General features: G+C 75.4%; 12 protein-coding genes. 8 read left to right on the forward strand and 4 right to left on the reverse strand.

Annotated elements, in window-relative coordinates; translation table 11 throughout:
* Positions 1–82: 82 nt before the first annotated feature.
* Positions 83–892, reverse strand: a complete 810-nt coding sequence (locus tag MY520_RS10345; RefSeq protein ID WP_436692006.1) for a DUF3097 domain-containing protein — start codon at positions 890–892, stop codon at positions 83–85.
* A 317-nt stretch (positions 893–1,209) separates the two neighbouring features.
* On the opposite strand from MY520_RS10345, the gene MY520_RS10350 reads away from it, so the two are divergent.
* The 7 genes from MY520_RS10350 (at position 1,210) to MY520_RS10380 (ending at position 7,075) form a co-directional block, all read left to right on the forward strand.
* Positions 1,210–2,055, forward strand: coding sequence for a DUF2382 domain-containing protein (locus tag MY520_RS10350; RefSeq protein ID WP_436692007.1), 846 nt, complete (start codon positions 1,210–1,212; stop codon positions 2,053–2,055).
* Positions 2,056–2,172: 117 nt separating this feature from the next.
* Positions 2,173–3,087: an AAA family ATPase gene (locus tag MY520_RS10355; RefSeq protein WP_436692008.1), complete on the forward strand. Its 915-nt coding sequence runs from the start codon at positions 2,173–2,175 to the stop codon at positions 3,085–3,087.
* A gap of 130 nt (positions 3,088–3,217) precedes the next feature.
* On the forward strand, positions 3,218–4,264 hold the full coding sequence (locus MY520_RS10360; protein ID WP_436692009.1) for a vWA domain-containing protein: 1,047 nt from the start codon (positions 3,218–3,220) through the stop codon (positions 4,262–4,264).
* A gap of 68 nt (positions 4,265–4,332) precedes the next feature.
* Positions 4,333–5,454, forward strand: coding sequence for an XdhC family protein (locus MY520_RS10365; protein WP_436692010.1), 1,122 nt, complete (start codon positions 4,333–4,335; stop codon positions 5,452–5,454).
* Between the two features lie 79 nt (positions 5,455–5,533).
* Positions 5,534–5,803 carry a helix-turn-helix domain-containing protein gene (locus MY520_RS10370; RefSeq protein ID WP_436692011.1) on the forward strand — a complete coding sequence of 90 codons (270 nt, stop codon included), beginning with the start codon at positions 5,534–5,536 and terminating at the stop codon, positions 5,801–5,803.
* A complete protein-coding gene (locus MY520_RS10375; RefSeq protein WP_436692012.1) occupies positions 5,800–6,459 on the forward strand; it encodes an ATP-dependent Clp protease proteolytic subunit in 660 nt (219 codons plus the stop codon). The genes MY520_RS10370 and MY520_RS10375 overlap by 4 nt, the downstream gene beginning before the upstream one ends.
* A 97-nt stretch (positions 6,460–6,556) precedes the next feature.
* On the forward strand, positions 6,557–7,075 hold the full coding sequence (locus MY520_RS10380) for an MOSC domain-containing protein (RefSeq protein WP_436692013.1): 519 nt from the start codon (positions 6,557–6,559) through the stop codon (positions 7,073–7,075).
* Between the two features lie 71 nt (positions 7,076–7,146).
* Here the strand turns inward: MY520_RS10380 and MY520_RS10385 are convergent, their stop codons facing one another.
* From MY520_RS10385 to MY520_RS10395, 3 genes are all read right to left on the reverse strand, one after another.
* Positions 7,147–8,082, reverse strand: coding sequence for a vWA domain-containing protein (locus MY520_RS10385; protein ID WP_436692014.1), 936 nt, complete (start codon positions 8,080–8,082; stop codon positions 7,147–7,149).
* Between the two features lie 113 nt (positions 8,083–8,195).
* Positions 8,196–9,089, reverse strand: a complete 894-nt coding sequence (locus MY520_RS10390) for an AAA family ATPase (protein WP_436692015.1) — start codon at positions 9,087–9,089, stop codon at positions 8,196–8,198.
* A 96-nt stretch (positions 9,090–9,185) separates the two neighbouring features.
* Positions 9,186–10,313 carry an NDMA-dependent alcohol dehydrogenase gene (locus tag MY520_RS10395; protein ID WP_436692016.1) on the reverse strand — a complete coding sequence of 376 codons (1,128 nt, stop codon included), beginning with the start codon at positions 10,311–10,313 and terminating at the stop codon, positions 9,186–9,188.
* A gap of 151 nt (positions 10,314–10,464) precedes the next feature.
* Between MY520_RS10395 and MY520_RS10400 the strand changes: the two genes are divergently transcribed.
* Entirely contained in the window at positions 10,465–11,910 is a 1,446-nt protein-coding gene (locus tag MY520_RS10400) for a bifunctional 3-(3-hydroxy-phenyl)propionate/3-hydroxycinnamic acid hydroxylase (protein WP_436692017.1), read from the forward strand.
* Positions 11,911–11,951 lie beyond the last annotated feature (41 nt).

The following is an 11,951-nucleotide window of genomic DNA, read 5'->3' on the forward strand; positions in this document are numbered from 1 at the left end:
ACGTCCTCCACTGCCTCATTGAGTCAAGCGATTGACACAATGGAGGTCGGGGGCGCCGGGCGCAAGGGCCCGGGCGCTCCGGTCAGTCGGTCGTGACGAAGTCGATGAGCTCCTCGACCCGGCCGATCAGCGCCGGCTCCAGATCGGTCCACGTGCGCACCCGGGCGAGGATGCGCTGCGCCCAGACGTAGCCGGTGTCGTCCTCCCAGCCCAGCCGGCGGCAGACCCCCTCCTTCCACGACTCCCCCTTGGGCACCGTCGGCCAGGCGCGGATGCCGACCACCTGCGGCTTGACCGCCTGCCAGATGTCGATGAACGGGTGCCCGACGACCAGCGCGTGCTCGCCGGTGACCCGGTCGGCGATCCGCGACTCCTTGGAGCCCGTCACCAGGTGGTCGACCAGCACGCCCAGCCGCCGTCCGGAGGAGGGGCGGAACTCCCGCACGATCGCCGGCAGGTCGTCGACGCCGTGCAGCGGCTCGACGACGACGCCCTCGATCCGCAGGTCGTGGCCCCAGACCTTCTCGACCAGCTCGGCGTCGTGCTTGCCCTCGACGTAGATGCGGCCCTCGCGGGCGACCCGCGCCCGGGCGCCGGCGACGTAGGTCGAGCCCGACGCGCTGCGGGCCGGCGCGGCCGGCGCCTGCGGCTTCGGCCGCACGAGCACCACGGGCCTGCCGTCGACCCAGAACCCGGGGCCGAGCGGGTAGGCGCGCACCTTCCCGAACCGGTCCTCGAGGTGGACGACGTCCTTCTCGCAGCGCACCACGGCGCCCACGAAGCCCGAGCTGGGGTCCTCGACGACGAGGTCGCGCTCGGCCTCGACCTGCGGGCTGGGCTTCTTGACGGTGCGCGGGTGGACCAGGTCGTCGTACGGCGAGCGGGGAGGCACGCCGTCCAGGATGAGCAGAGACCGGCCCGCTCACGGAGGCGACGCGCCGGGTGGCGACGAGCACGACACGCCCGGCGGTGTCCCGCTCACCGTTGGTGAACGGATGGACCGGCCGGTTCCGGTTCCCGGCGGCGCCGCGTGTCCGCGCGTCTGACCAGCGCGGACGGCGCGTTGCGCGACCGACGGCCGGCCCCGGCCCGGTGGCGCGTCGGCGTGCCGGGCATGTTGCAACGGCCGTTGACCGTTTCGCGGGCCCGTGCCCGGTCACTCATCTGCCGACCGTTCCACCAGTGCTCAGATGGGAGCGACGAACGACGATGATCGGAACCGAGACCATCAGCCGCGTGATCGGCAAGGACGTGTACGACGAGAGCGGCGACAAGATCGGGTCTGCCTCCGAGGTGTACCTGGACGACGAGACCGGCCAGCCGGAGTGGGTGACCGTGCGCACCGGGCTGTTCGGGACGAAGGAGTCCTTCGTCCCCATCCGGGACGCCGACCTGACCGACGACGGCCTGCGCGTGCCGGTCAGCAAGAGCGCCGTGAAGGACGCCCCGAAGATCGACACCAACGGGCACCTCTCCCCGCAGGAGGAGCAGGAGCTCTACCGCTACTACAACCTGCAGGCCGGCACCGGCACCAGCGGCCGCACCGACACCACCGTCGGCCGGCACGAGACGACCGCCGGCACGACCGACCGGGACCGCGACCTGACCGGTCGCGACACGACCGGGGTGGACACCCGTCCCGCCGTCGGCCGCGACACCTCCGGCCCGACCACGGACAACGCGATGACCCGTTCCGAGGAGCGGCTCAACGTCGGCACGCGTACCGAGGAGGTCGGCCGCGCCCGGCTGCGCAAGTACGTCGTCACCGAGAACGTGACCGAGACCGTGCCGGTCTCCCGCGAGGAGGTCCGGGTCGAGCGCGAGCCGATCACCGAGGGCAACGTCGGCAACGCCATGGACGGCCCCGCCATCAGCGAGGAGGAGCACGAGGTCACCCTCCACGCCGAGCGCCCGGTCGTGGAAAAGGAGGCCGTACCGGTCGAGCGCGTGCGCCTGGACACCGAGACGGTGACCGGCCACGAGACCGTGTCGGAGGACGTGCGCCGGGAGGAGATCGACGTCGACGGGGACACCACCCGCGACCGTCGCGTCTGACTCCCCGCCCGGCGCGTGCCGGGCGACCCGCACCGGCAGTGGCCGGCCGAGACCCGTTCTCGGCCGGCCACTGCCGTCCGGGGGGAGCCGCCGCGCCGCGGGTGGGATGCTCGGGGCGTGAGTGAGAGCACGGTCGCCCGCGTGGCCACCTCCGACGTCGGTTTCGCCGACCCCGACGAGCTCGCCGCGGCCCTGGAGGCCACCGGGTACCTGCCCGACGAGGGCCTGGCGACGGCGGCCTACCTGGCCCTGGCGATGCACCGGCCGCTGTTCCTGGAGGGGGAGGCCGGCGTCGGGAAGACGGCGCTGGCGCAGGCGCTCGCCCAGGTCACCAGCCGCCCGATCTACCGGCTGCAGTGCTACGAGGGGCTGGAGGCCAGCCAGGCGCTCTACGACTGGGACTTCGGCCGTCAGCTGCTGCACCTGCGCGCCGCCGAGGCCGCGCACGCCACGAGCGACACCGAGAGCCTCGAGGCCTCGCTCTACGACCGCCGCTTCCTCCTGGCCCGGCCGCTGCTCCAGGCGCTGGAGGACTCGCCCAGCGTGCTGCTGGTCGACGAGGTCGACCGCGCCGACGACGAGTTCGAGGCGTTCCTCCTCGAGGTGCTGTCGGACTTCACCATCTCCATCCCGGAGCTCGGCACGATCCGCGCGGTCACCCCGCCGCTCGTCGTCCTCACCTCCAACCGCACCCGCGAGGTGCACGACGCGCTCAAGCGGCGCTGCCTCTACCACTGGTTGCAGCACCCGGACTTCGACCGCGAGGTGGCGATCCTCCGCCGCCGGCTGCCCGACGTGACCGAGCAGCTGGCCCGCGAGGTCGCCCGGGCGACGGCGAAGCTGCGCACGCTCGACCTGCTCAAGCCGCCCGGCATCGCCGAGGCCATGGACTGGGCGACCGCCCTGCACACCCTCGGCGCCCGCGACCTCGACCCCGACGTCGCGGCCCGCACGCTGGGCGCGGTCCTCAAGTACCGGGAGGACACCGACCGGGTGCACAGCCTGGTGCGGGGGACCCTCTTCGGTGGCTGAGTCCAGCGGTTTTGGAAGCTCTACCCACGTCCGGGACCCCTCCGACGCGGGTAGAGCTTCCAATGCCTCGGCGCGGCGGGACGTCGTCGACACGGTGCTGGGCTTCGCGCGCACCCTCCGGCACGCCGGGGTGACCGCGTCGCCGGACCGGGTCGAGGCGATGCTGGCCGCCGTCGGCGCGCTCGACGTCCTCGACGCCACCGACGTCTACTGGGCCGGCCGGCTGACCCTCTGTGCCGGTCCCGACGACCTCGACCGCTACGACGCCGCCTTCGCCGCGTACTTCGGCGGCGAGGCGCCCCGGCCGACCCGCTCGACGCAGCAGCCGGAGCGACAGCTGGCGACGACGGCGCCGCTGGAGCCGGGGACGGGCACGGACGACGAAGCCGACCAGCCCCGCGAGCTCGCCGGCACGGCCAGTGCCGAGGAGGTGCTGCGCCACCGCGACGTGGCCGAGATGACCGTGGCCGAGCGCGAGCACCTGCGCCGGCTGTTCGCCCTGCTGGTGCCCGCGTCGCCGATGCGCCCGTCGCGGCGCCGGCGGCCCAGCGCCCACGGCGCCGTGCACGCCTCCCGCACCGTGCGGCACGCCCTGCACGACGGCGGCGAGGTCAGCCGGCTGCTCTACCGGCGGTCGCGGCCCCGCCCGCGGCGCGTCGTGCTGCTCATCGACGTCTCCGGCTCGATGAGCCCCTACGCCGACGCGCTGCTGCGGTTCGCGCACGCGGCGGTGCGGGCGCACCCTTCCGCGACCGAGGTGTTCACCATCGGCACCCGGCTCACCCGGGTGACCCGCGAGATGCGGCTGCGGGACGCCGACAAGGCGCTGGCGGCCAGCGGCGGGGCGATCCCGGACTGGTCGGGCGGCACCCGCCTCGGCGACGTGCTCAAGGCCTTCCTGGACCGGTGGGGGCAGCGGGGGACCGCGCGCGGTGCGGTGGTCGTCGTCTGCAGCGACGGCTGGGAGCGCGGCGGCACCGACGTCCTGGGCGAGCAGATGGCGCGGCTGCACCGGCTGGCGCACGCGGTGGTCTGGGTGAACCCGCACAAGGGGCGGGAGGGGTACGAGCCGCTCACCGCGGGCATGCAGGCGGCGCTGCCCTCGATCGACCACTTCGTCGCCGGGCACAGCATGGTCGCGTTCGAGGAACTGGTGGGAGTGATCTCCCGTGCCTGAGGCGTTCACCGGAGTGGGTTCGTCGGCGTCACCGCCACGGATCCACTCCGAGCAGAGGAGGAGCAGCGATGCGTGACGTTCTCGAGGACCTGATCGGCTGGTGGCAGGCCGGCGAGACCGTCGGGATGGGGACGGTGGTCGCCACCTGGCGCTCGGCGCCCCGGCCGGCGGGCGCGTCGATGCTGGTCGGCCCCGACGGCACCGCGGTGGGCAGCGTCTCCGGCGGCTGCGTCGAAGGCGCGGTCTACGAGGAGGCCAAGGACGTCGTCGAGACCGGCGTCCCCACGCTGGAGCGCTACGGCGTCAGCGACGACGACGCCTTCGCCGTGGGGCTGACCTGCGGCGGCATCCTCGACGTCTTCGTCGAGCGGGTCTCCCGCGAGTCGTTCCCGGAGCTCGGCGAGATCGCCGAGTCCGTCGAGCGGCACGAGCCGGTCGCCGTCGTCACGTGCGTCGCCGGTCCGGACGACCGGGTCGGCCGGCGGCTGGTCATCTGGCCCGACCGGAGCTCCGGCACGCTCGGGCTGCAGCGGCTGGACGACGCCGTCGCCGCCGACGCCCGCGGCATGCTCGCCGCCGGCCGCACCGGGATGCTGCACGTCGGGCACGACGGTGAGCGCCGCGGCGACGAGCTGTCGCTGTTCGTCAACTCCTTCGCCCCGGCGGCCCGGATGGTCGTCTTCGGCGCGATCGACTTCGCCGCCGCCGTCGCCCGTGTGGGTGCCTTCCTCGGCTACCGGGTCACCGTGTGCGACGCCCGCCCGGTGTTCGCGACGCCCAAGCGCTTCCCTGACGCGCACGAGGTGGTCGTCGAGTGGCCGCACCGTTACCTGCAGGCCGAGGTCGACGCCGAACGGATCGACGAGCGCACCGTGCTGTGCGTGCTCACCCACGACCCGAAGTTCGACGTCCCGCTGCTGGAGGTCGCGCTGCGGATCCCGGTCGCCTACGTCGGCGCCATGGGCTCGCGGCGCACGCACGAGGAGCGCCTGGTCCGGCTGGAGGAGGCGGGACTGGACAAGGAGGAGCTGGCGCGGCTCTCCTCGCCGATCGGCCTGGACCTCGGCGCGCGGACGCCGGAGGAGACGGCCATCTCCATCGCCGCCGAGATCATCGCTGGGCGGTGGGGTGGCTCCGGTGAGCGGCTGACCGGCATCGAGGGGCCGATCCACAAGACCGCCGACCGCTGAGACTGAGCCGAGGGCAGAAATGGCCATTTCTGCCCTCGGCCGGGTCCCGTCATAGCGGCGGAGGTATACCGTTGCAGGTATGCCGCCGTCGCCGCGCCGGTCGAGGTTCCCGGGTCTGGAGGGCCTGGGCGAGCGGCGCCGTGAGCTCATCGAGGAGCTGGTCCGGGCCCGCCGGGAGAGCGAGCTGAGCCAGACGGAGATCGCCGCGCGGATGGGGACGTCGCAGTCCGCCGTCGCCCGGCTGGAGAGCGGTGAGCTGGACGCCCGGCTGTCGACGCTCGAGCGCTACGCGGCCGCACTGGGCCGCACCGTCGACTGGCGAATCCGACCGTCCGAGGAGTCCCCGTGAGCCGTCCCCTGGGCACCACCCCGCCACTGCCGCCCGAGCCGTTCCCGCCGGAGCCGCCGCGGTTCCCGCGCAGCCCCTGGCAGCCCGAGCCGCGCCCGCCGTCGCACGGGCCGGTGTCGGCGACGGCCTCCCTGGTCGTCGGTGCGCCCGACTGGCTGGCCGAGCGGCTCCTCGACCAGCGCGTGGTGGTCCTCTCCGGGGAGCTGGACGCCGACGCGGTGAACCGGGCGGTGGCCGAGCTGGCGTTGCTCGACGCGACCGGTGACGGACCGGTCCGGCTGCGGCTGTCCGGGGTGGCCGCCGACCTCGACGGCGCCCTCACGCTCGTCGACGCGATCGACCTCGTGGGCGTCCCCGTCCACGCAACCTGCCTGGGCGCGCTGACCGGGCCGGCCGTCGCCGTCCTCGCGGTGGCCGACCGGCGGATGGCCGGGGCGCACGCGACCGTGCACCTGTGCGAGCCGCGGGCGCCGCGGGGGGTGCCCCGGCACGAGGTCGAGGCGTGGGCGGCGGCGCACGCTCGGCAGCTGCACCGGCTGCAGGAACGGCTGGCCGAGGCGTGCGGGCGACCGGTCGAGGAGATCGCGGCCGACATGCGTGCCGGACGGCTGCTCGACGTCGCGGAGGCCCGCGCCTACGGCCTGGTGGACGATTAGGCCCCCTCCCGGGTCCCGCCCCGAGCGTGCGAGGGGTGGGGAGGAGGGGGTCCTCCTCCGGTACGACGTCGAGGTCGTCGGGCTGCTCGCCTCGCCGGTGCACCGGTACGACGGGCGGCCCGGCGTCAGCCCGCCCGACGGGGACGGCGACCATCGCGCGGCGATCGAGGTGCGGGCCGGGATCGGGGTGGTCGGCGACCGCTACGCCGGCCGGCCCGCGCACCGCGACGCCCAGCTCACGGTGCTCGCCGTCGAGGCGCTCGAGGCACTGGCCGCCGAACTCGGGACGCCCCCGTTCGACCCCCTGCTGGCCCGGCGCACCGTGGTCCTGCGCGGCGCCGAGGTGGAGGCGCTGCGGGGGCAGGAGTTCGCGCTCGACAGCGGCGGCGGCCGGGTCCTCCTGCGCGGGGGACGGCCGGCCAACCCGTGCGCGTGGATGGACGTCGTCCTCGCGCCCGGCGCCCACCGGGGGCTGCGGGGGCGCGGCGGAGTGCGCTGCGCGGCGCTGTCCGACGGCGTGCTGCGGCTGGGCCCGGCCGTCCTCACGTCCGCCGTCCCCCTCGACCCCCCTCGCGCCGGGGACGCCGTCGTCCGCAGGCCCGGCCGGGGCAGCTGAGGCGCACGAGGCAGAAGGCATGCTCCGCGACCCGGCTGTGGGCTCGACCGGTGGTGTCGTCGACTCCCGGCTCAGCCCAGCACGGCGCGCACCGCGGCCGGCGCCTGGGTGGGGCGGTGCAGCGGGGCGACCCGGCCGTCGCCCGCCGCGGCGAGCGCGGCGCAGTTGGCCACGGACTCCGGGTCGTCGGACAGCGACAGGACGTGCAGGTGCGCGCCGGCGCGGGCGAGGGCCGCGGCGGCCGGTAGCGGGTCGGGGCTGTCGGTGGGCATGCCGTCGGAGAGCAGCAGCACGTCACGGGCGGCCGCGCGGGAGCGGGCCAGCTGCGCGGCCGCGGTGCGCAGCCCCAGGTCGAGGTCCGTGGTGCCGCCGCCCTCGAGGTCGAACAGCCGGTCGATGACGACGTCGGTGCGCGGGTCGGGCGAGAGCGGCCGCAGCACGACGGCCTGCGACCAGAACGCGACGACGGCCAGCTCGTCCTCCGGGCGCATCCGCTGGGCCAGGGCCGAGGCGGTGAGGACGGCGACCGCCAGCTCGTCCCCGGCGACCGACCCGGAGGCGTCCACCAGCAGCACGCAGGCCCGGCCGGTGGAGCGCCAGCCGCGGGTGTGCAGGTGCTCGGCCCGCCAGTGCGGCTCGGCCCCGCGCGCGGCCAGCGTGGCGTCGAGGTCGATGTCCGTGCCGGTCTCGTCCCGGCGGGTCACCACCCGGCGGGTGCCGGGCCGGTCGGGGACGCCGGCGCGCGGGGTGGCCACCGGCAGCCGGCCGGCCAGCGCCCGGGCGGCGGCGCGCAGCCGCGGGTCGAAGGCCCGCCCCATCGCGGTGAGCAGCCGGTTCGCGGCGTCCGGGTCGCGGGCGGTGAGCTCGCTCATCGCGTCCTCGTCGAGCTCCCCGAGCTGTGGGGAGACCTGCTGGAAGTCCGGGTGCGCGCGGGCCAGCTCCTCCCGCCCGGCCCGCCGTGCGGTGTGCTGCTTGAGCAGCTGCTCGACGTCGTCGGCGTCCTCCACCGGCGCGGGCTGCGGCGGCCGGCGTCCGGGCGGGTCCTTGAGCCCGCCGGCGCCCGGTGGGGGCGGCGGGGGAGGGGGCGGCTCGGCGTCGGGGTCGCCCGGCTCCTCGGGCGTCAGGCTTTTCCCAGCTCCTCACCCGCCCGGCGCCAGATGTCGGCGACGACGTCCTCGACCGGCCGGGCCGTGCCGTCGGCGAGGGTGACCTTGCCGGTGAGCGCGGCGAGCGCGGCGTCCACGCCGGTGCTGTCCTCCACGGCCTCGTTGCCCCGGACGGTGGCGAGCTCCAGCGCGATGAGCACGGCGTCGAGGGCGCCGCGCACCGACGAGCCGATCCGCAGCTCCGGGTGGTCGCGGGTGATCCGCACCGCGCGCACCGCCTGGGCGACCAGCGCCTCCGGGCCGCCGGTGGCCGCGCCGACGACGGCGAGCTCGGCCTCCTCGTCCTGGTAGCCCATCGCCACCCGGCAGGAGCGGTCGTAGAGCGCGGGGGTCACCCGCGCGGTCCCGACGGCGTCGAACGGGTTCATGGCCGCGACCAGCCGGAACGTGGGGCGCGCGGTCACCCGGCCGAACCGGGGCACGTGCATCTCCCGTTCCGACAGGACACCGAGGAGGACGTTCATCGTCTCCTCGGGGACCCGGTTGAACTCCTCGACGTAGAGGATCGCGCCGTCGGTCATCGCCCGGGTGAGCGGGCCGGGCACGAAGTTCTCGGCGCGGTAGTCCTCGGTGAGCACGCGGGAGGCGTCGTGGTGGCCGACCAGCCGGGTGGGGGTCAGCTCGGCGTTGCCCTCGACCAGCACCAGCGGGACGCCGGCTCCGTCGGCCAGCGCGCGCAGCAGCGTCGTCTTCCCGGTGCCCGGCGGGCCCTCCAGCAGGACGTTGCGCCCGGCCGACAGCGCCGCGGCGACGACCTCGGCCTCGCGCAGGCGGGCGACGACCCGCTCCCGGGCGACGCGGACCATGCCGGCCACGTCGAGCCGCCGTGCGGTGGTGGTGCTGCTCACGAAGGGGATGCTCCTCGGGTCGTTCGACGCGCGACCGGGGCGCCCCCCTCAGGGGAGCGCCCCGGTCCCGACCGGCCCCCGTCAGGGGGTCCTTCCTCAGTCGTGGATGATCACGCCGCGGAGGTTCTTGCCGGCGTGCATGTCCTCGTAGCCCTGGTTGATGTCGTCGAGCTTGTACTTGTTGGTGATCAGCTCGTCGAGCTTGAGCTTCCCCTCCTGGTAGAGCCGCAGCATCTTCAGCATGTCGGCGCTGGGGTTCTGGTCGCCGAACAGGGCGCCGCGGATCTCCTTGGTGAACAGCGCGAGCATGCTCGGGTTGATCGGGATGCCGACGTCGGTGAGGTCACCGAGGCCGGTGACGACGACCCGCCCGCCCTTGCCGATCGCCTCGAACGCCTGGGCCACGTGCTCGCCCTTCAGCACGCCGACGGTGATCAGCGCCTTGTCCGCGCCCTGGCCGTTGGTCACGCTGCGGCCGAACTCGGCGGCCTCCTCGATGCTGCCGAAGGCGTGCGTCGCGCCGAACTCCTGCGCCTTCTCGCGCTTGAACCCGACCGGGTCGACGGCGATGACGTGGCTGGCCCCGGCGTGCGCCGCACCCTGCACGGCGTTGATGCCGATGCCGCCGATGCCCATGACGATCACCGTGTCGCCGGCCTTCACCTCACCGGCCTGTACCGCGGTGCCCCAGCCGGTGCCGACGCCGCAGCCGACGAGGCAGGCCACCTCCAGCGGGATGTCGTCGGGGATCTTCACCGTCGAGCGGACGTCGACGGTGGTCACCTCGGCGAAGGTGCCCAGGCCGCACATCTGTCCGACCCGGGTGCCGTCGGAGGTCTGGAAGCGGAAGCTCTCCGCGTCGTCCCAGCGGGAGCCCACGAGCAGGTTGGCGCCGGAGTCGCAGATGTACTGCTGGCCGTTGGCGCAGTAGCGACAGCGGCCGCAGCCGGGCAGGAAGGAGAAGACGACGTGGTCGCCCTCCTTGAAGCCCCTGGTCCCGGGACCGACCCCGGTGACCACGCCGGCGCCCTCGTGGCCGCCGAGGAAGGGGTAGTGGCCGACCGGCATGTCGCCGGTCGCGATGTGGTCGTCGGAGTGGCAGAGACCCGAGGCGGCCACCTTGACCTGGAGTTCGCCGGCCTGCGGATCATCCGCCTCCAGCTCGACGACCTCCCACTTGCCGGGAGCGGAGCGCAGGATCGCTCCGCGCGTCTTAACGGGCACAGGTGACCTCCTCGTCGCCCTCGTCGTCGAGGGCTCTCGCGCATGCAGGGCGCATGACCGTGCCGACCACGCTATGGCGTGGCTCACACGAATGGGAAGCCGGGTGCAACCTTTCCGCTACCCCGCTCCGACCCCCTGGGAGAGTGGCCGCGTGGGAGGCAGCCCGGTCGTCGTGGTGGGCGCCGGCCCGGTCGGGCTGACCGCGGCCCTGCTCCTCGCCCGGCGCGGGCCGGCCGTGGTGGTGCTCGAGCGGCAGCCGGCCCCGTACGACCGGCCGCGCGCGGTGCACCTGGACGACGAGGCGCTGCGGGTGCTGGCCGACGCCGGGGTCGCCGCGCCGTTCCTGGCGGCCAGCCGGCCCATGGCCGGGCTGCGGCTGCTGGACGGGCGGCGGCGGGTCCTCGCGGAGTTCCGCCGGGACGTCGCCGGCGGGGTGCACGGCTGGCCGCAGGGCTCGATGTTCCACCAGCCCGACCTCGAGGACCTGCTGCTCGCCGCCGTCCGCCGCACCCCGGGCATCGAGCTGCGCACCGGCGTGGAGGTGGTGGGGCTGGGCCGCGACGGCGGGCTGAGCGTGACGGCCGTCGACCGCTCCTCGGGCGCCCGGACGGAGCTGGCCGCCGCCGCGGTGCTCGGCTGCGACGGCGCGAACAGCACCGTCCGCGGGTTGGCCGGGTTGCCGATGCGCGACCTCGGCCGCCCCGACCGCTGGCTGGTCGCCGACCTCCGCTCCGCCACGCCGCTGCCGGTGTGGCCCGGCGCGCACCAGGTCTGCGACCCGCACCGGCCGGCCACGTTCATGCCGGTCGCCGGCGACCGCTACCGCTGGGAGTTCCGGCTGCGGCCCGGGGAGACGGCCGACTCGTTGTCCGGCCGGCTGCCCGAGCTGCTGGCCCCGTTCGGCGCGGCGGACGCCGAGGTGGTGCGCGTCGCCGAGTACGCCTACCGGGCCCAGGTGGCCGACCGCTGGCGGGCGGGCCGGGTGCTGCTGGCCGGCGACGCGGCGCACCTGACCCCGCCGTTCATCGGGCAGGGTCTGGGCCTCGGGCTGCGCGACGTCCACCAGCTGTCCTGGAAGCTGGCGGCGGTGCTGGCCGGGGAGGCGGACGAGGCCCTGCTGGACACCCACGGCGCCGAGCGTGGCCCGCACGCCCGCTCCCTGGTGCGGGTCGCGCTGCTGATCGGCGTCCTCATGACCGGTGGCGGACGCGCAGCGGCGGTGCTGCGCCGGGGGGTGCTGGCCGGCGCCGGCCGGCTGCCCGCCGTCGCCGGGCTGGCCACCGACAGCCGGACGCCGCCACTGCGCCCGGGTCCGCTGGTGGTGCGGCGCGGCCGGGCGGGACGGCGGCTGGCCGGCACCCTGCTCCCACGCGCGCCGGTGGCCGACGGCGGCCGGACCTGCCCGGTGGACGACGTCCTGGGGGCCGGGTGGGCGCGGGTGCGGCTGCTGCGGCCGGGGCGGGTGGCGGTGCGTCCGCGGGGCGGCGCGGAGGTCGAGGTGGCCGACGTCGAGGGCGTGCTGACCGCGTGGCTGCGGCGGGCCGGGGCGGCCGAGGTCGTCGTCCGCCCGGACCGGATCGTCGCGTCCGCGCGCTGACCCGTGCGGACCGGCTCGCGGCGGCTGGGCATCCTGGCGGG

It is taken from the genome of Geodermatophilus sp. CPCC 205506 (genome assembly GCF_051383635.1).
Taxonomy (GTDB): Bacteria; Actinomycetota; Actinomycetes; order Mycobacteriales; family Geodermatophilaceae; genus Geodermatophilus.